The following is an 18,977-nucleotide window of genomic DNA, read 5'->3' as shown; positions in this document are numbered from 1 at the left end:
TCAGGACGTGCTTGTCTTCAGAGGGTCGTACATTGTTGAGTTGACAGGGCGAGCATGGTCAGATCCCGCGTGGCCGCAACAGCTTTTCGGCAATACCGGCCAACCAGTCCACGCTCAGCGCCAGGGCGATCGTGAGCACGCTGCCGACAATCAGGACGGGCATCCGGTTTAGTGAAATGCCCGAGGAAATAATCGAACCGAGTCCGCCGGCATTGGTGAAAGCGGCCAGCGTTGCCACCCCGACATTGAGGATCAGGGCGACCCGGATCCCGGCCAGCATGACCGGAACGGCAAGCGGCAGCTCGATTGTGAAAAGTACTTCGCGCGCACTCATGCCCATCCCACGGCCCGCGTCGATCAGCGCCGGCGCGACCGTTCGAATGCCCACCATGGTATTGCGCAGTACCGGCAGTAGAGCGTAAATCACCAGCGCCACCACGGCCATCCAAAAGCCGACGCCGAATATCATGGCCAGCAGCACCAGGACTCCAATGGACGGCATGGCCTGCCCGGCATTGGCCACCGCCAGCACCATCGCGCCGAGCCGGTTGATTCCTGGCCGGGTGAGGGCCACGCCGAGGGGTACGCCGATGACGATGGTCAGCACTGTTGACACCACTACCAGCTCAATGTGCTGCCACAGCGAGGTCAGAATTACCTCCGGTGTCAGACTCCGTGCTTCGCTGGAGTCCAGCGATGTTGAGCCGATGTAGGCACTGAGCGCGACGATCAGCGCGACGACGATCAGAGGCAGCACCCAGATGGTTGAGCGCTTGGCTGCCGGAGCGGCGGTCCGCTCCATGACGGCCGAGCTCATGTTGTCACCTTGGTGGGCTGCGCAGCCGCGAGCAGCAGGGCCTGCAGGTCTATGAACCGGGAATCCCCGGCGCCAATCCGAACGCGGATACCCGCCGCACCCGCGGCGAGGACCAACTCCAAGGCCCGGCGGACCGTCTGGTCCGCGTTGACTTCCACGGTGACCAACTGGCCGGCTGCCTCCGGGGTGGAGGAGTCGATCACGTCGGCTACCTTGAGCAATGACAATCTGCGCACCGATGCTCCCGCGCCCACGAAATCACGAACGAAGTCGTCCGCCGGGTTACTCAAAATTTGTAATGGTGTGTCGAACTGCGCCAACCGCGAGCCGACACCGAAGATCGCTATCCGGTCTCCGAGCCGCAGGGCCTCGTCGATGTCGTGGGTGACGAACACGATGGTTTTGCGGATCCGCTCCTGCAGCCGGAGGAATTCGCCCTGGAGCTTCTCCCGGGCGATCGGATCCACGGCCCCGAAGGGCTCATCCATCAGCATCACCGGCGGATCGGCCGCCAGCGCGCGGGCCACTCCGACCCGCTGCTGCTGGCCACCGGAAAGCTGCCGCGGATAGCGGCGGGCATACGTGGACGGCTCGAGGCCCACCATGTCCAGCAACTCTTCGGCGCGTTCGCGCCGCTTAGCCTTTGGAGTTCCCAGCAGTTTCGGGACCAGCGCGACATTCTCGGCGATCGTCAGGTGGGGCAGCAGTCCGATCTGCTGGATCACATAGCCGATGCCGCGGCGCAGCTGATCCACGTCGACGTGGGTGACGTCCTTGCCATCGATCCAGACTTTGCCCTCGCTGGGTTCGACCAGCCGGTTGATCATCCGCAGCGTCGTGGTTTTGCCGCAGCCCGAGGGCCCGACAAGAACCACGAACTCGCCGCGCTTGATCTCCATGGACAGGCCGGTTACCGCGTCCTGGGCTTGGTCCGGGTAACGCTTGGACACCCCGTCCAGGTAAATCATGGTGTCGGCACTGCATCCTGGCTTGTCAGACATGTAAACCTCGCAGAGTAGTGATTTTCGCTATTCCGATGAACAGCAGATCGAGTACCAGGGCCACCAGCACCACCCCAATCACGCCGGAAAGCGTTTCGTTTAGGGCATTGGCGCCTCCGATTCGGGCCAGCCCGCGGAAGATCAGCTCTCCGAGGCCTGGGCCGCGGACGACGGCGCCGATGGCGGCCGTGGCGACCAGCATGATGGTCGCTGTTCGGATGCCATTGAGAATCACGGGCCATGCCAGCGGCAGTACCACCGTCCGCAACCGCCGTCCGCGGTCCATGCCCAGACCTCTGGCTGCATCGATGACTGCCGGGTCAACGCCCTCTATTCCGGTCACCGTGTTGCGCAGTATCGGAAATATTCCGTAAACGGCCAGGGCGGCGATGGTGGGGGCGACGCCGAGACCAAGCAGCGGAATCATCAGCGCAAACAGGGCAAAGGATGGAATGGTAAGCAGGGTTCCAGTCACGGACAATAGGGCATGGCGCAGGCCGGGGGCGGATTCGGTAAAGAATGCCAGGCCGATTCCCAGAACCGCCGAGATCGCCACACTGATCAGAACCAGTTCGGCATGCTGCTCGGCCAGGAACAAGAGACGGCTGGCGTTCTCAGCGAGGTAGGTCAACAACACGGCTGCCTCCGCTCTCAGACTGCCGGAAACGAGGCTGGCGAGGCGTGGAATCCAGCGGTGTGGACGGCCGTGGGCACGGACCCGGTACCGCAATTGGGCGTAGCAAAGCAGTGCATGGTTCTCTCCCGCTAATTTTTTGGGCTGATGAGCTGTACTGACTGAAAGGGTGTTCCTGCATCAAAGCCGGGCGATGATGCTGGTGCTGCGTTCGATGCCGGCGTTATACGAACGAACGAACCGGCGGGCACAGGGCTTGCTGAAGGGTCTGGACTGCTGACAGCAGGTGGCCGCCAAATACCTTCAGATGAGGCTCGATGCGGAGGGCCGGACCGGAAATATTAATCGCGGCGGTAATCTGTCCCGAATAGTCCCGGACCGGAGCGCCTATCCCGAGGATATCCGGGTCGAAGATCCGGTTGGCTACGGTGTAGCCCCGGCGCCGCGCGGCCTGGACATGGCCAAGGAACTCCCGGGCCTCCCGCACCGATACGCCGTCCTCGCCGCGCCGGACTATTTCAAGGATGTGTTCATCCTCGTGGTCCAGCAACAGCGCCATCCCGCTGGAACTGCGGTTCACCGGTATGGTGCGTCCAACCCAGCCCACGGCTTCGATGGAGCGTCTGGAACTTTCGGAGTGGACCGTCAGCACCTCGCCGTCGCTGAGGACGCTCAGATAGGTCCGCTCGCGGACCAGTTCCGTCAAGCGCAGCATGATCGGTGCCGCGTTCTTGGTCAGCCGCTGATCGCCGGCGCGCAAAGCCAACGCAAACAGCCGCCAGCTCAGCTCATACCGGCCCGCAGGGTCCCGGGCTACCAGCCCGGACTCAAGCAGGCTTTTGAGCTGACGCGAGACTACCGACTTCTCCCGGCCAAGGGAACGAGCTACCTCGGAAACGCTCATTCCGTCCGGAAACTGAACGGCATCAGCAGAACCCAATACGTCGAGAATAGCCATCACTCTCGTCGCACCGCTCTGCTTCTGCTCCATGTCCATTCCCAAATCGTAAAGAGTTTGATGTGAGCAGCGCAACACCGCGTTGCACAAACCGCATCAGGTGGCTAAGGGTCAAGAGGCGTCAGGCGGAGACGCTGCGGGAAGGTGAAGCGCTGAGAGCGAAGGCCTGATCGAAGAACTCCTTCAACCGGTCACACAGCAGCAGGAATTCCGGGTGGTCGCTGTACATGAAGTCGTTGTGCCGGCCATCGACCGTGTACAGCGTTTTCGGCGATGCCGCGGAGGCAAAAAGGGCCACGGCCTCGTCGTAGGGGTGCAGCGAGTTACGCGACCCGTGGCCGATGAACAACGGTGTCGGGGAAAGGTTCTTCACAACTTTTTCGACGTTGAGGTCCATGATCGATTCCGTGAACTGCAGCCGGGTAGGGTGTCCAAATCCGTACACCTGGGCGAGTTCCTTCTGTACATAGTCATCGGTGGCCGGGTCCAGTGGGTAGTGGGCAAAGGTGTCGGCCAGCTTGGATTCGCCGTCCAGCACTCGTCGAAGCCGGTCCTGTTGCACCTCGTCCACGATGCGGGCAAATTCGTCATAGGAGTGGATCGACTTCAGCCACCGCTCACCGTCATAGAAGCCGTTCAGTGAAGCAACGCCGGCCACATTGCGGGCCTTTTCGGCGGCCAGAATGACGTTCGCCGCGCCCATGCCCCATCCGATAAGGCCCAACTGCCGACTATCGACGTCATCCTGTGATTGCATGAAAGTGACAGCGTTGCGGATGTCTTGGACCTGCTCCTCGATCAGAACGGTGCCCTTCTCGCCCTCGCTGTCGGCCATGCCGCGGTAATCGAAGCCAAGGCAGACGTAGCCGCGCTCTGTCATTTGGCGCGCGAACATTTTCGGGTAAAACTCGTTGAATCCCTGGTAGCCGGAATTGATGATCAGGGCCGGCTGGGGCTCAGTACCCGAAGTGCCCTCGGGGTAGTAAAGCGTTGCCTTGAGGCTGCTGCCTTCGCTGAAGAACTGGGTTTGCTTCTCAATCACTGTATTTCCTCCATTTGATTCTGGACCGCTAAGTTGAACCGGGCATGCGGTGCAGCCGACGTGTCGTGGGTCTCAGCTATGAGTTTCACTATCCAAGCGGGGTGCTCAAAACGCAATGAAGTAATGCATTTTTTGCATACGAAGAAAGACTGGCGTGAAGAAGCCAGTGCGGAGCGGCGAACGGGGGCGCGGGTCAAGCAATGGGCGGCAGGACGCGTGGGGCAGCGGCCGCAGGTCCAATACAACCCGCCAGTTGGGCGGCCAGTCCGCAGACGGCGGCAGCCGTCCGGGCCGGTGGTACCGGTCCGGGCGGCTGCTGGTGCGCCGGTATTTTGCGCCGGTTTTGTGTAATTAGTACTGCGTGGGATTGGTGTGGTTGTCAGTCGTCGCTGTCGGTGCTGGTGTTGATGGGGCCATTGACGCCATGAGGGAAGAAACCGCCGGAGTGGACGCGTTCCTCGTTCAGATAGACAATGTTCAGCACCTGGCCGGCGCTGCGGCTAAAGGCCAACCCGTTAGCGTCGGTGGGCACCAAGTTAGCCATTGCACTGGTCCCGATGCCCTGATCCAGGTCGGTGCGCCCGTCAAGGCTGTCGCGGGCGTCGGAGATTTTCTGTGCGGTCGGATACACCGAAGGAGCGGCGACGCCCAAGGCATACAACGTGGTGCGGATGATGCCCGCGTGGTATGCCTCCACCGCGAGCAGGCCCGCGGCGGCCTCCAAGTACGTTTTGTTGCTGATCAACGGCGCCGCGCCCTTGTACGCGGTGACCCCGACATCTTCGAAAATGAACGCCCCGAACAGGAAGTTCACTTCATTGGCGTACACGTCGAACATTTCATGCTTACCGACCAGACCCGCGGCCCGCGCCGCCGCCGTGAAGGAAGCATCCAAACTGATCCTCGGCCGGGACACCGCAGCCTTGCCCAACGCGCTGCGCAGGAAAGCCACATGGGACTTCTCATCCGCGGCGATCTCCTGGGCATACTTACGGATCAGCGGTGTCTGGAACTTCACCGCCCGTCCACCGACCACCGGTCCCCGCCAGCCGGTACCGGTGGTCATATTGTCGGGCAGACCGTGGCCGGTAACCGCACGCAGATAAAACTCCGCCTCCAAGTACTCAAGATTCAGCGCGAAGTTCAGAATCGCGGAATCACTGGGCCCATGGCTGTCATGCTCATGATCATCGTCGTGGGCCAGGTCCGCGGCACTGGCCGGAGCCCCGGAGGCAAGCAACGCCGCCCCGGCCCCCAAACCACCAATCCCGGCCGCCGTGAAAAAACGGCGGCGGTCCACGGAATTCTCCGCACTGCGATTTACGGCATCGACGATAAAGCGCTGGTCGAACATCTTCGTTCTCCTACCATTTGTTTCCAAAATGGCGGGGACAGGACTCCTCTAACGCACCCAGCCCTACGACTGCCCTCGTCGCCGCAACCATCGATAGCCACGGCAAGACACAGAGTACCAACCCACGCCCTCCAGCGGAAGACGCAAACCCGCCAACCTCGTGACGCCGCAGCTTCGTGGACCGGCTCGACTACCGGTTGCCGCGACGATCACAACCCTATCCGGCGAACGGGGGACCGAAAAGAGGACCGTAAGGCAGCGAAGGCGCTCGAAGGTGCTCTTGTCAGCGCTTCGCCGCGGGAGTAGCGTTCCTGCCACTTCCGTTTTATCGCCGTCGTCGTCCGGTCGTGCCGGGCGGAACAGTGGTCTTGCCGATTCCACGGACTTAGTCAGGTAGTTGCCTTGTAGTCATATCGCCTGGAGGAATCGTGTTCAATTCTAAAAAACTTTGGCCCCGTCGGCCGCTAATCCGCAAGAGTGCGCTGGCCGCGCTGGCGGCCGCAACCGTGCTGTTGGTTCCAAACGCGGTGGCAAATGCCCAGTCCGGTCCGCCGGCAAGTACTGGGCAGGACACGGTGGCCCATGACCGGGGACGGCATGTCGACGCCACGGCCAGTGTGCCGATCTCTTTCCAGGTTAAGAACGTCAACCGGTCCAAAGTTGCGTGCGCCAGTGACGGGAAAACCTACACGGTGCGTGGGCACCTCGTGGGTCCAGCCGATATGCTGCGGTCCGGAAGGACTAATGCGGTGACCCTGTACCTGCATGGGCTCAGTTTCGGTGAGTTCTTCTGGGATTTCCAGCAGGCGCAGGGCTACGATTATGCGGCCAACCAGGCTGCACAGGGCCAGGTTTCGGTCATTGTGGACCGGCTCGGTTATAACAGCAGTGACAAGCCCAACGGCAACAACATCTGTGTTGGCTCCCGGGCAGACATCGCGCATCAGATGGTCCAGGCGCTGCGGAGCGGCAATTACCAGGTGAACCCGTCCGGTCACGGACCGCGGTTCTCCAAGGTGGTGTTGGCCGGTCACTCCTACGGTGGCCAAATAGTGCAGCTGGAAGCGTATTCCTTCCACGACATCGATGGACTGATCGTCATCAGTTACGCCGACCGGATCCAGTCGGCGCTGTTGAAGGCGAATGCGGCCTATGCCACCAAGGTATGTGCTGCCGGTGGGCTTCGCGTCGGGGCGACAGGCCCGAGTGGATACGCGCCCTTTGGCCCGCCTGCAGGAGCGCCAAAGGCACTTTTCCACAGTGCGGATCCTCGGGTTGAGGCGGCGGCTCTGCAGTTGCTGACCATCGATCCGTGCGGCGATGTGGCCTCGTTTGCCAAGGCGGTCAAGGTGGATCTGGCCAATGTCCGTTCCATCCGGGTTCCTGTATTGGTCATTGCCGGCGGCAGCGATGCCTTGTTCCCGCCGCCGGCCGTCCCGAACCAGGCAGCGTTGTTCACCGGCAGCCACAGCGTGAGCACCACAACGCTCCCCGGCTCGGCGCACGCTGTTGCCTTCGAGCGCGCCCATAACCAGTTAGTGTCCTCGGTCGCCAACTGGCTGCGTCAGCACGTCACGGGAGACCATGACGGGGACGACGACGACGACTAAAGTCAGGCGGTCCCGTCCGGTTTCGGGGACTTCCCTGCCGGACGGGACATTGGCCCCAGCCTCATCCAGCCTCTTCCAGGCTCAACAGGGCTCACCCAGGCTCACCGACGCTTACCGCGGCTCACCACAGGCCACCACGGACCACCGCACAGGGTGAACAGCGGTGCAGGAGCCTATAGAGAGCGGAGGTGCCCTAAGAGAGCACATCCTTCGTGGCAAACTTGCCGTAGGCGAGGGCGCCGAAGATGGCGATGTAGCCCAGTTGCAGGATGGAATTGTCCGCGAAGGACGTCCAGGAAAGCGGCTGACGCAGCAGGTCCGCAAAGCCCAGCCAGTAATGCGAGAACAGCCACGGATGAAGCCAATCCAGTTGTGGAAGCGCATCCAGCACCTGGGACACGACCGACAGTACGATGGTGGCGGCCATGGCACCGACCGGTATATCGGTTAACGTCGAAAGGAACAGACCGATGGCACTTAGGCCCAGCAGCGAAACGGTGACGTAGCAGGCCAGCAATGCCATCCGCAGGGCGGTATCGCCGGCGCCGATGGTGTCCCCAGAGAGCAGGGTGACTGGTCCAACCGGGAAGAGCGCCAGCCCAATCCCTGCCCCGGCGAGGAGCACAGTCAGCGCAGCAGTCAGGGCGAACGCGGCGGCCCCGACAAACTTTGCTAGGAGCAGCCGCAGGCGTCCGGTCGGGGCAATCAGCAGGTACCGCAGGGTGCCAAGGTTCGCCTCGCCGGCAATCGTGTCCCCGGCGACAACGCCCACTGTCAGCGGCAGGAACAATGGGATGCAGAGCACCAGCGCGGTGAATCCGACGAAGAGTCCGTTCTGCGTGACGCGATCCAAAAAGGCCGGTCCCCGACCGGGAGGAACCGCGGATTCGGAAAGACGGACCGCGACGGCGATCAGCACGGGCACCGCTGCCAAGGCCAGCAACATGGCCCAGGTGCGGCGGCGCCGAAAGAGCACGCCCAGCTCCGAGGAGAAAAGGTCGCGGCCCGACGTCGGCCGGGGACGGGGGAGTACCGGTGCAGCGGCCGGACCGACCGCCTGATTGGCGGGCCGGTCGTCGGGCAGGTTGTCCGGCGGGTTAGCCCGCTGGTCGTCTGGCTGGTTGTTCGGCTGGCCAGCGGGCAAATGAGGCCCACGGTTGTCTGGCTGGTTGTTCGGCTGGTCAGCGGGCAAATGAGGCCCCCGGTTGTCTGGCTGGTTGTTCGGCTGGTCAGCGGGCAAATGAGGCCCCCGGTTGTCTGGCTGGTTGTTCGGCTGGTCAGCGGGCACTATCAAATCCTTCGCCCGTGAGCGCCACGAAGCGGTCTTCGAGGCTGCTGTGTTCTTCGGTAAAGGAGCGGACGCGGATGCCGCTGTGCACGAGTTCGGCGACTATGACATCGAGGTCGGGGGAGTCTGCTGAAATCACCGAGGAAATCACCGAGGCGATCATCGTGCCGCCGCGCTCCGCGCCCGGGTCCGCGGCTTTTTGGCTTTGCGGACGCAGCCCGAGCCGTTCCAACACGCGGTGCGCAGCGTCGCCGTCGGGCGTGTGCAGCAGGAGGCGCCGCCCTCCGACGCCACGCAATTCGTTAATGGTTCCCTGCGCCACCAGCCGACCTTGGCTCAGAACGGCAGCATGCGTGCAGATCTGTTCAATTTCGGCCAACAGGTGGCTGGAGACGAATACTGTGCTGCCACCGGCCGTAAGCGACCGGACCAAGGTGCGAACTTCCCGCGTCCCCTGTGGGTCCAGGCCGTTGGTCGGTTCGTCCAAAATCAGCAGTTCCCGCGGCGAGAGCAGTGCGTTGGCAATTCCGAGGCGTTGTTTCATGCCGAGCGAGTAGGCACGGACTTTCTTGCCGGCTGCGTGGCCGAGCCCCACCCGATACAGGGCCTGCTCAACCCGGTCCGCCCGGCTGGCAGGGCTTGCATGCCGGTCCGCGCTGTCCAGCCGAATCAAGTTCGCGGCTCCGGAGAGGAAGGGATAGAAGCCAGGGCCCTCCACCAGGGCACCAACCCGCGGCAGGACCGTCTGCCAGCAGGCGGGCATGTCCTGGCCGAGCATCTTGATGCTTCCGCTGCTGGCCGTGGCTAAGCCGAGCAGCATTCGGATAGTGGTGGTTTTGCCGGAACCGTTGGGACCAAGGAAGCCGAACACGGACCCGGCCGGAACGGCCACGTCAACGCCGTCGACGGCCAACTGCTTTCCGAACCGCTTACTCAGCCCATGTGTTTCTATGGCCAGCCCCGTAGCCTGCGGCGCTGGACTCACTTCGCGGCTGCCGCGTCCTGGAGCCGGTCCAGCGGAACGGATCCGGCGAAAATCCGGCCATCATCGGTCAAATAGACGTTCAGCAGCGCGGTGGAGAGCAGGCGGCCACCGGCTACGGAGGTGGTGGCCTGCGCCAGTAGTGGCGAATTCAGGGCCCCTGAATTCAGGGCCCCTGAATTCAACTGCCCTGGATTCAATTGCCCTGAATGCGACTGTGCAGGATTCGATTGTGCTGGATCCAATTGCGTGGAGTTTGGCCCCGTCGACGCCGCCTGGGCCGGTAACTGGAGGACGGATTCCCATCCCATTCCCGAAATGCTGAACGGCAGATTGCCGTTCAACCCGGAGTCGACGTGAGGTACGTGTTGCTGCGGTGATGACCCGTGCTGAACAGTGGCACCGGCTGGTGGGGCAAAAGTGAACATCGAGGACGGCGGTGCGCTCAGATCCAGTTTGCTGAAGGCAATGCTCGCCGCCGCTTCCTGCTGTCCCCGGGCGCGGACATTGACGGCCAGTGGCATCCCCGTCGCCGCGTCCACGTCGATGGAGACCGAACCGATGAGGGTTTGAGTGCTTCGGGGTTCCAGGACCAACTGATACGCGTCCCGCCCAGCCACGCGGACCTGCTCACCCACCGAAACGTTCGTGCTGGGTGTGACGGCCCTGAGAAAGTTCTCGGCCAGCTCCTTCGGCGTTGTGCCAACGCCGGCCGTCGGGCCGGCACCGGGCGTTGGTCCTTCTGCGGGAGCCGGTTCTGCTGGAGCCGATTTTGTTGGCGGCGCCGGCGAAGTCCAGTCCATGGCGGAATTATCTTTTGAATTGTAGCCCCACACTTGGTTTCCATTGCGGACAAGATCCCGCTCGGCCAGCTGGTCCATCACCTGCACCCGCAGGCGTTGCGGCCCGTCGACATAGATCCTCGCGCTATGGCTGCCGGTCAGGAATTCCAGAGCACCCGCAGCGGCCGCCGGCGCGGCGGCCGGGAGCTCGGGCAGTCCGAGGTGCGAGCTTTGCTCAAGCGTTCCCGAGAACTGTCGAACGGAACTTTGGCTCACCATCGCAATCAGCTCCTGTGGTGTTTTGGCGGGCAGTTGACCCACCGCAGAGGCCTGTATACCGCTGGCCAAAACCGCAGCCGCGATTACTGCGGGAACCACCGCAGCCGGCAACCACCGCCGCCAAGAACGCTTCACCACAACCGGCCTCCTCCGCTGTTTTCACCTAGCCTTACGCTACTCCGGTGCGCCGATGCCCACATCCTCCTGCGGGGGTATATTCTCACCGGTGAAAAGAACCGTTAGCTTGATTCAAGCGCTTCAACGCAATCGCGTCAGGCAGCCGCGTTCCGGCAATAGGGGGAATCGTTCGATTTGGCCAGACGGTTGTTTTCACAGTTGTCGCCGCAGACCTACTGGTTGTCCGTGGAAAGGATGATTTTGCAGCGCCGAATCCGGAATGTCCTGGCCGGAATCCGCTTCGCCACCAGCCGCGATCTGACGCCGCTGCCGGTGACGGTATACCGGCATAATTCGCTGATCCGCCGCCGACTGGGCAACGTTGACTTGGAGCTGCAGGAGAACAAGGCGGTCACCCTGGGTCTGGCTGCTCCGCACATCGACGGCATCCTGATCCGTCCCGGCGAGACCTTTTCCTTTTGGGAACTGGTTGGTCATTGCACTGCCCGTAAGGGATACCGAATGGGGCTGACCATCAGCCATGGGGGCCCGGATTCCGGCATCGCGGGCGGGATGTGCCAGTTCACCAATCTGCTGCATTGGATGGTGCTGCACAGTCCGCTGGACATTGTGGAGCACCACCATCACGGGGAGCTGGACCTTTTCCCCGATTTCAACCGGCAAATCCCGTTCGGTAGCGGAACGTCGATCGTGTACAACTATCTGGATTACCGGGTCCGCAACAGCACGGACAATACCTTCCAAGTCCGGATCTCCCTCACTGAGGAGCATCTGCGTGGTGAGTTGCGCGCCGCGAGGCCCCCGGCGAGCAAGTACCACGTGACGGAACGGGGCGCCTACTTTTATGAACGGGAGGGGCAGGTCTACCGGCACAACAGGATCTTCGGCAGCGAGCGTGATAAAAGGACCGGGAACGAACTGCGCTCCGAACTGCTGCTGGAGAACAATGCGCTGGTGATGTACGACAGGGAGCTGATCCGGATGCCAATTTACTCCAGCGAAGCCGCCGCCACAGCCGCCGCCACGGCCGCCGCCGCCGTCGTCGACCCTCCGTTATGACATGGCCGACGGCGCTGCAGTCGCCAGCGTCGGCGAAGCGCCCTAGCCGAAGTAGGGACAGCAACCCCGGCACCACAAACCGCGACCAAAGGTGTACCCAAATGCCGTCGTTGTTCAGTCGGCCGGGCCGCTTCCCAATTCCTAAAGAGCGGTGTTAGCTCCGGCGCTGCAATCGGCGCTGCCATCGGCGACCGGGTGATTCCTGCTGCCAGTGCACCCGAAGGGTGTGCAGGGCCCGGTGCAGGCGGAGTTCCGCGTTGGAGACACCGTAGAGGGCGCGCGGCGAGATGCCCACCCGCAGCCGCGGGTCGCAGCGGATGCGCCGTGATCCAAGCAGGAAGCTGAGGTCCACGTCGTCGTGCACTTGTGGATCGGTTCGATGCACCCCGTTGCGCACATCGCACCAGAGAGTCCGGCGCATCGCCATATTGGATCCGAACAGCGGCCAGTGGGCCATGGCGGCCCCCATCAGGAGGAAGTAGGCCGTCATGTACAGTGCCTGCGCCACGGCGGCACGGGGACGGGAGATGCCATAGAAAACACCGGGCCCGGTCAGCGCGTCCAGGTCCGGGTCGGCGGCGAAATGCGCGGCGATTCGTGCCAGCCAGTCCGACGGCGGCCGGCTGTCGGCATCGCAGCGGACGATGATCTGCCCGCGGGCGGCATCGTAGCCGGCGGCAGCGGCGGCACCGATCGAAACTCTCGATTCGACGACCACTATGCTGCCGTACCGTGCAGCGGTGCCGGCACTGTTGTCGGAGCATGCGTTGTCCACCACAATCACCTCCATTGGAGGAAGGCTTTGCCGCGCCAGTGATGCCAGGCAGCGCTGCAGCGCGGCGTCGTCGTTCCGGCAGGGAATGACGACGGAGAGCGTGGGCATCATCCGTGAATCCGAAGGGCGTACCAGATCAGCAGCAGGGTGACCAGGAAGCCGGTCAGGAAGTTGATCCACAGGAATCGCCGCCAGCCCCCGTTGGCGGCCGTTGCCTCCGCATCCCGGATGAACCAGTAGGGCGCGGCATTAAGCGCATACGGCAGCGCAAGCAGAGCCGCCAGCGGCCCGGGCCAATCGGCAGCCAGCATCAGCAGCCCGCCCAGCAGGTACATTGCGACCGACAACCGGACGGTGCTGCGGCCGCCAAGTACCGTGGCCACCGAACCGATCCCGGCCTCCCGGTCTGCGGAGATATCCTGGACAGCTCCGAAAGCATGACTTGCCGCACCCCAGAGGAAGAAGGCTCCCAGCACCGCCCAGAGTGCCGGTGTCCAGTGAGGTTGGGCCAGAGCCAAGCCAAAGACGGCCGGGCTGACGAAGTGGGTGCTTGAAGTGACCGAATCCAGGAACGGACGCTCTTTGAAGCGCAGTCCGGGCGCGCTGTACGCCAGGACGGCAAAAACACTGACCGCCAGGACCAGCAGGGACAACGGGTTTCCCGCCACTGCAAGGTAAACCAGGAACGGCAAGTTGGTCAGGGCCGCGGCCAGCAGCGTGATCCGGTGCATGGACAGGTCCAGCACGGCCCCTTCCACGCCGCCCTTGCGCGGATTGCGCAGATCCGATTCGTAGTCGAAAACGTCGTTGATGCCGTACATGGCCAGGTTATAGGGAATGAGGAAGTACAGGCATCCGATCACGAATGTTGGATCGATGTGGCCGGCCGTGAGGAGGTAGGCGGCGCCGAAGGGATAGGCGGTATTGACCCAGGAGAGTGGCCTGGAGGAGACGAAAAGGATCCGCGCCCGTGATGCTGTGCCGGGATGTTCACTCATCGGCACTGCCCTCCGGTGCCGGCAGCACGGAATTGGTCCGGGGCCGAAGCGGGCGGGGGCTAAGCAGGAGCCACAGTCCCGGCAACAGCACGACGGCGGCAAGCGGGTAGGCGAGGTCCTCCAGCGGAGCTTGTCCGATCCGTGCCCCGGAAATCCTGCCAGCTCCGTAACTGAACAGCCCCGCCGCGATCATAACGTTGTCGAAGATGCACGTCAGTGCCAGCAGTACCGCTGCGGACTGACCGATGGCGGTCAGGGCGGCTGCGGCGGCAGACTTCGCCCGACGCCGCAGCCAGAAGGCGAGCAGACAGACGACGGCGGCGGGAATCAGGAAGACCGCGTTCAGAGCCCAGTACGTCATGCCGACCCCTCCCGGGACGGGGCGGGCGCGGCCTCTGTGGCTGGTGGCGTGAGCCCCATGGCTGGCAACGGGGCTGCCGTGGCTGGTGGCGTGAGCTCCGTGGCTGACATCGGGGCTCCCGCGCCAGGCGGTGCGACTTCTGCGGCTGGCGGCGCAGGCTTAAAACTTCCCGTCTGCGCTCGCCGGGATAAGGCAGTGAACAGGACCATGGCCAGTTGACAGAGAAATGTCAGGAAGAAGAGTTCTTCCAGCGGCAGCTCAGGAGCCAGCAGGACGCCTGTCATGATGCCTGTCTCGGCGCGGAAAAAAATCTGAAGCCCAATGCCCGCCGAGTCCCAAGCCAGAAAGAACCCCACCCCAATGGCGAGAACCAGGGCGGCCCGGACCGGATGGCTGAAAAAGAACAGCCGGTAGCGCCAATCGAGCATGGTCAATCCAGACAGCGACAGCAGCAGCACGGCAAGGTAGAGAAACCCCATTAGTGGTGTGCCGCCGTTCCGCGAGAACCAGAGGCCGCCGTTCCCGTCTGCGGTTTCATCCGGCTGAGCGGTTCGGCCAGCGGGTCGCTGCTCCGGTCACCGGCCAGCTGTTTGACGGCCAGTTCCGCGCTGATCAGGCACATCGGCAGGCCAACGCCGGGGATGGTGGAGCTGCCCGCATACACCAGTCCGGCCACCTTTCGGCTGACGTTGCCGGAGCGGAAAAAAGCGCTTTGCCGCAGAATGTGCGCCGGTCCCAGGGCGCCACCCCGCCAGGAGTTGAGGTCGGCGGCAAAATCTCCTGGTCCGATGGTTCGTCGGGTCCGAATGCGGCCGGCCAGATCGTCAATTCCGGCCCAGCTCGAGATCTGTTCTATCACGGCGTCGGCAATTAGTTCGATCCGCTCATCACCGTCGCCGTCCACGCCGCCGCGGCCCAGTGTCGGGTCTGCGGGCACTGGAACCAGGACAAACAGATTTTCGCTGCCGGCCGGTGCGGTCGAGCGGTCGGTGCGGCTGGGCCGGCAGATGTACAGCGACGCGGGATCCGGCACGGAGGTCGCGGCGCCGAAGATGCGGCCGAAATTATCCTTCCAGTCCGAGGTGAACAGCAGGGTATGGTGCTCCAGCTGGGGCAGCTCGCCCTCCACGCCGAGGCACAGCAGCACCGCACCGGGCCCGGAGATGCGGCGGTTCCAGTAGGCCTCGCCGTATGTTTGCAGCCGCGTGGGCAGCAGTGTCGTTTCCATGTGGTGCAGGTCTGCCGCGCCCACCACCACATCCGCGGACAGGTCCAGAGTTGCTCCATCGGGACCGGCGTAGCGCACACCTGTGACCCGGGCCGGACGCATGCGGTGGCCGGTGGGTTCAGTGCGGATCTCGGTGACCCGGGCTCCCGTGAGGATCCGCACCTGCTGGGCTTCGGCCAGGTCGCGGATGGAACGGATCACCGTCTGCAGCCCACCCATCGGGTACAGCACGCCGTCCGTGAGATCCAGGTGGCTCATGAGATGAAACAGGCTGGGGGCGCTAAAGGGGGAGGCGCCCAGAAACACGGCCGGATAGCCGAGGATCTGGCGCAGCCGGGGATCGCGGACGAAGCGGGCCGCGAAGCCGTCCAGCGGCTGCAGCAATAAACGCAGCAGCCGGGGGAGGCGGAACAGGACTTCCGGCCGCAGGAACGTGCGGTAGGACTGGAAGGACGTGTAGAGGAAGTGCCGGAGGGCCAGCGTGTAGGTCTGGTGCGCGGAGTCCAAGTACGCCTCCAGCCCCGCTCCCGCACCGGGTTCCAGGGCTTCAAAAAGTTCGACGGCGTTGCTGCGTCCGGCCGGAAGGTCCACCGGTGTGTGGTCGGCTTCAAAAATGACCCGGTACGCCGGGTCCAGCCGAACCAGGTCAAGCTGCTCTGCCGCGCTGGTGCCGAGCAAGCGGTAAAAGTGATCGAAGACCTCAGGCATGAGGTACCAGGACGGTCCGGTGTCAAAGGTGAAGCCCTCCGACTCCCACCGGCCTGCGCGGCCGCCGACGTCGTCGTGCTGTTCCAGCAGCGTGACACTGTAGCCCCGGCGTGCCAGCAGGGCCGCCGCGGCGAGGCCGGAAATACCGCCGCCGATCACCACCGCCCGCTGCGCGCCTTGAGCGTCTGCGCCGCGGGCAGGCCGGCGGCGCATCACGAGCGGACCCGTTCCGGGTAGCTGAGCCCGTTCTGGCCGAGGACGGCTGCGGCTGCCAGCCGTGTCTTGACCGGATTGGGAACCCGAATCCGACGGTGCAGCAGCTCCTGCGCAGGGGTTCGGCGTGTCCTGCGGGACAGCTCGGCAAAAAGTGAATGTGCCAGAACCACCGCGCTCCTGCTGGTCGCCGGCAGCTGCGTAATGGCGCTGCGGCTGATGGCCAGGTCGGCGTCAATGTCATCCAGCAGCAAGTTCTTTTGCGCATCCGTCAGCTGTTCGGGGCTGATGCCCGGAAAATAGCTGCGCTTCAAGTCGTGGAAGTCGGCCGCCAAGTCCCGCAGAAAGTTAATTTTCTGGAAGGCCGCGCCCAACCGGCGGGCACCGTCCTGCAGCTGCTCAAATTGTGCGTCGGGGTTCGGCTGACCGATAAGGAAAGCGCGCAGGCACATCAGCCCCACGACCTCCGCCGAGCCGTAGACGTATTGCTCGAATCCCTGCTGTCCCAGCGGCCCCGGCGCCAGATCCGAGCGCATGGAAGCGAAGAAGGGCTTGCTCAGCTCGGGGCCGAAGCCCGCTGTCCGGGCGGTTTGTGCGAAGGCATGCACCACCAGGTTGGTGCTGTAACCGAATTCGAGGGCGTGCAGGCACTCGGACTCCAGCCTCTCGAGCTGCCCGAACACTCCGGCAGCGTCAACCCGGGCTGCCGCGGCTCCATCCACCACCTCATCGGCAATGCGAACCAAGGCATAGATATTCTCGATGTGCTGACGCAGCGGCCCGCGCAGCAGCCGCGCGGCAAATCCGAATGAGGTGGAATAGCGGCGTATCACCACGCTGGCAGCGGCCGCGGCGACCTGGTCGTAGAGATCCGCGCTGGATGTGCTTGCCGCGCTCATCGCGATCGCTCCAGCAAGGCGCTCAGCATCGGCTCAAGCCCACGGCGTAAGGGTTCGGGGATGTCCGGGCAGTCTATTCGGGCCCGGGCCCGGTCGGCATACCGTACGGCCAACTGTTCGGCGTGGGCCCGGGACCCGGACTTGGTCAGCAGGTCCCGGACCTCTTGCACGTGCTCCCGGGAGAGCTCCGGGTTTCCGAGGTGGCCGGCGATGGCCGCCCACTCCGGCTGGCCGGCCGCATGGCTCATCAATACGGTCCGCTTGCCCTCGCGCACATCCCCGAGGGTGGTTTTCCCGGTTCCTGCCTCATCGCCGAAGACTCCCAGCAGATCATCGATGATCTGGTAGGCGATGCCCATACTGTGGCCAATTTCGCCCAGTCCGGCGATCGTGTCAGCCCCTGCCCCGGCCAGTACGGCGCCGGCTTTCAGTGGTGCCTCGAAGGAATAGACGGCCGTTTTCAGCCGCTCCATGGCTACCACGTCCTGGATCAGCGGATCCTCGTCAGGGAAGGAAAACTCAATGTCCAGCAACTCTCCGGCAGCGGAAGCGAAGACGGCGTCATCCAAAATCCCGAGCAGCCGGGACCGGGTGGATCTGGAGACCACGGCCCCATCGATCAAGCGGTAGGCGCTGAACAAGGCCAGATCCCCGGCCACCACACCCACGGACAACGCGCGGTGTTCCGCCTCGCTCTGAGGCAGTCCCAGCTCCAGCGCCCGGGCCAGATACCGGCCGGAAACATTTGGCCGTCCGCGGCGCACGAAGTCCCGGTCCACCACGTCGTCGTGAACAATCAACGCGGTGTGCAGCAGCTCGAAGGCTGCGCCGATCACGGCCGCGGCTTTCAAGTCGGCTCCACCTAATCCGTCGCAGGCCGTGAACACCAGCCGGGGCCGGAAACGCTTCCCTCCTTCCGTCGTCGTCTGCAGTGCCTCCCACAGCGTTGCGAAGCGCGGCGTCAATCGGTGTGCCCGAAGCCGGGAGGCGGTAAAGAAATCATGCAGCACGGTATTAACCTGCATCAGATAGGCATCCAGAACTGGACCGGAGCCGTCGCGGCCCACGAGAGGTGCTGGCGCGAGGTGCAGCCACTCGGTGCTTTCCCGTGGCATTGGCACCGCATGCAGGCCGGGGACATAGGGCGGCACTTCGGGCACCGACATCAGGCATTCCCCATTTCGGATTGTGCGGCCGGTGGCACGAGCAGTCTGCGCTCCAACACCTCTACCGTCCGGGCCAGGTAGTCAGTAATCGCAGCCTGCTGCTCCCACGGGTAACGGGAGACTAATCCGTCGATCTCCATAATCATGGGCAGCAGGCTGTCCATTGCCCGCCGGCTGGATCGCGGCGTGGGAACCACCAGCAGGCTCCGGCGGTCAGTAGGGTGTGGTTCCCGTGAGACATGCCCCACCTTGACCAGGCGGTCCACCACCACCGTCACCGCAGCGGTGCTGAGCCCCAGCAGTTGCGCCAGGGCACTGGGACTCAGGGGTCCCCGCTCCATCAGCCGCTGCATGGCTTCCAGATCCGTCGCGTTCACTTCGAGCTCACGTCCCAGCGCCTTCTCAACCTCCCGGTTGAGCACCAGGATCCGGCGCATCAGCCGGGACGCCTCGTGCCGGCTCTCGCGGTCCTGCAGCTTCGCGGGCTTCTCCTCCATCCCGCAAAGATAGCACAGCTTAAAAAACCATTTGATAATCAAATGATCGAATAATAAGCGGACTTGGGTAGAGCAGGAAGGCAGTCCTGACTCCGCGTCCTGAAGTTCGGAGCCCAGATATCCGGACAGCAAATATCCGGTCTTCGCCGCAGCCGGGTTCCTGGCGCTGGATTTGCTGGCTACGCTGT

19 protein-coding genes are annotated in these 18,977 nt (G+C 63.6%); 2 read left to right on the top strand and 17 right to left on the bottom strand.

Going from position 1 to position 18,977, the window contains the following annotated elements:
• Positions 1-58: 58 nt before the first annotated feature.
• From IV498_RS03455 to IV498_RS03430, 6 genes are all read right to left on the bottom strand, one after another.
• Positions 59-817, bottom strand: coding sequence for an ABC transporter permease (locus IV498_RS03455; protein ID WP_269045145.1), 759 nt, complete (start codon positions 815-817; stop codon positions 59-61).
• Entirely contained in the window at positions 814-1,818 is a 1,005-nt protein-coding gene (locus tag IV498_RS03450) for an ABC transporter ATP-binding protein (protein WP_330059149.1), read from the bottom strand. The genes IV498_RS03455 and IV498_RS03450 overlap by 4 nt, the downstream gene beginning before the upstream one ends.
• Positions 1,811-2,455 carry an ABC transporter permease gene (locus tag IV498_RS03445; RefSeq protein ID WP_269045144.1) on the bottom strand — a complete coding sequence of 215 codons (645 nt, stop codon included), beginning with the start codon at positions 2,453-2,455 and terminating at the stop codon, positions 1,811-1,813. The genes IV498_RS03450 and IV498_RS03445 overlap by 8 nt, the downstream gene beginning before the upstream one ends.
• Positions 2,456-2,675: 220 nt before the next feature.
• On the bottom strand, positions 2,676-3,443 hold the full coding sequence (locus IV498_RS03440) for an IclR family transcriptional regulator (RefSeq protein ID WP_269045143.1): 768 nt from the start codon (positions 3,441-3,443) through the stop codon (positions 2,676-2,678).
• 88 nt (positions 3,444-3,531) lie between these two features.
• Positions 3,532-4,452 carry an alpha/beta hydrolase gene (locus IV498_RS03435; protein ID WP_269045142.1) on the bottom strand — a complete coding sequence of 307 codons (921 nt, stop codon included), beginning with the start codon at positions 4,450-4,452 and terminating at the stop codon, positions 3,532-3,534.
• Positions 4,453-4,831: 379 nt separating this feature from the next.
• Positions 4,832-5,806: a ferritin-like domain-containing protein gene (locus tag IV498_RS03430; RefSeq protein ID WP_269045141.1), complete on the bottom strand. Its 975-nt coding sequence runs from the start codon at positions 5,804-5,806 to the stop codon at positions 4,832-4,834.
• A 428-nt stretch (positions 5,807-6,234) separates the two neighbouring features.
• Between IV498_RS03430 and IV498_RS03425 the strand changes: the two genes are divergently transcribed.
• A complete protein-coding gene (locus tag IV498_RS03425) occupies positions 6,235-7,416 on the top strand; it encodes an alpha/beta fold hydrolase (protein WP_269045140.1) in 1,182 nt (393 codons plus the stop codon).
• Between the two features lie 193 nt (positions 7,417-7,609).
• On the opposite strand, the gene IV498_RS03420 is transcribed toward IV498_RS03425, so the two are convergent.
• From IV498_RS03420 to IV498_RS03410, 3 genes are all read right to left on the bottom strand, one after another.
• Positions 7,610-8,560 (bottom strand): ABC transporter permease, encoded by a 951-nt coding sequence (locus IV498_RS03420; protein WP_442951269.1) that lies wholly within the window; start codon positions 8,558-8,560, stop codon positions 7,610-7,612.
• A 133-nt stretch (positions 8,561-8,693) separates the two neighbouring features.
• Complete coding sequence (locus IV498_RS03415) at positions 8,694-9,689, bottom strand: ABC transporter ATP-binding protein (RefSeq protein ID WP_269045139.1); 996 nt, start codon at positions 9,687-9,689, stop codon at positions 8,694-8,696.
• A complete protein-coding gene (locus IV498_RS03410) occupies positions 9,686-10,885 on the bottom strand; it encodes a LolA family protein (protein ID WP_330059148.1) in 1,200 nt (399 codons plus the stop codon). The genes IV498_RS03415 and IV498_RS03410 overlap by 4 nt, the downstream gene beginning before the upstream one ends.
• A gap of 234 nt (positions 10,886-11,119) precedes the next feature.
• On the opposite strand from IV498_RS03410, the gene IV498_RS03405 reads away from it, so the two are divergent.
• The gene (locus IV498_RS03405) at positions 11,120-11,944 is read left to right on the top strand and encodes a VanW family protein (protein WP_269045161.1); all 825 of its coding nucleotides are present in this window, start codon (positions 11,120-11,122) and stop codon (positions 11,942-11,944) included.
• A 154-nt stretch (positions 11,945-12,098) separates the two neighbouring features.
• Here the strand turns inward: IV498_RS03405 and IV498_RS03400 are convergent, their stop codons facing one another.
• The 8 genes from IV498_RS03400 to IV498_RS03365 are packed head-to-tail and all read right to left on the bottom strand — an operon-like array spanning position 12,099 to position 18,789.
• Positions 12,099-12,830, bottom strand: coding sequence for a glycosyltransferase family 2 protein (locus IV498_RS03400; protein ID WP_269045138.1), 732 nt, complete (start codon positions 12,828-12,830; stop codon positions 12,099-12,101).
• A complete protein-coding gene (locus IV498_RS03395; RefSeq protein ID WP_269045137.1) occupies positions 12,827-13,717 on the bottom strand; it encodes a prenyltransferase in 891 nt (296 codons plus the stop codon). The genes IV498_RS03400 and IV498_RS03395 overlap by 4 nt, the downstream gene beginning before the upstream one ends.
• The gene (locus IV498_RS03390) at positions 13,710-14,078 is read right to left on the bottom strand and encodes a lycopene cyclase domain-containing protein (RefSeq protein WP_269045136.1); all 369 of its coding nucleotides are present in this window, start codon (positions 14,076-14,078) and stop codon (positions 13,710-13,712) included. The genes IV498_RS03395 and IV498_RS03390 overlap by 8 nt, the downstream gene beginning before the upstream one ends.
• Positions 14,075-14,557: a lycopene cyclase domain-containing protein gene (locus tag IV498_RS18810; RefSeq protein ID WP_330059147.1), complete on the bottom strand. Its 483-nt coding sequence runs from the start codon at positions 14,555-14,557 to the stop codon at positions 14,075-14,077. The genes IV498_RS03390 and IV498_RS18810 overlap by 4 nt, the downstream gene beginning before the upstream one ends.
• The gene (gene crtI / locus IV498_RS03380) at positions 14,557-16,227 is read right to left on the bottom strand and encodes a phytoene desaturase family protein (RefSeq protein WP_269045160.1); all 1,671 of its coding nucleotides are present in this window, start codon (positions 16,225-16,227) and stop codon (positions 14,557-14,559) included. Before crtI ends, IV498_RS18810 begins: the two co-directional genes overlap by 1 nt.
• A complete protein-coding gene (locus tag IV498_RS03375) occupies positions 16,227-17,126 on the bottom strand; it encodes a phytoene/squalene synthase family protein (RefSeq protein ID WP_269045135.1) in 900 nt (299 codons plus the stop codon). Before IV498_RS03375 ends, crtI begins: the two co-directional genes overlap by 1 nt.
• Positions 17,123-18,292, bottom strand: coding sequence for a polyprenyl synthetase family protein (locus IV498_RS03370; RefSeq protein ID WP_269045134.1), 1,170 nt, complete (start codon positions 18,290-18,292; stop codon positions 17,123-17,125). The genes IV498_RS03375 and IV498_RS03370 overlap by 4 nt, the downstream gene beginning before the upstream one ends.
• On the bottom strand, positions 18,292-18,789 hold the full coding sequence (locus IV498_RS03365) for a MarR family winged helix-turn-helix transcriptional regulator (protein WP_269045133.1): 498 nt from the start codon (positions 18,787-18,789) through the stop codon (positions 18,292-18,294). Before IV498_RS03365 ends, IV498_RS03370 begins: the two co-directional genes overlap by 1 nt.
• Between the last annotated feature and the right edge of the window lie 188 nt (positions 18,790-18,977).

It is taken from the genome of Paenarthrobacter sp. Z7-10, from assembly GCF_026932795.1.
Classification (GTDB): Bacteria; Actinomycetota; Actinomycetes; order Actinomycetales; family Micrococcaceae; genus Arthrobacter_M.
This window is presented reverse-complemented; position numbering and strand designations above follow the sequence as displayed.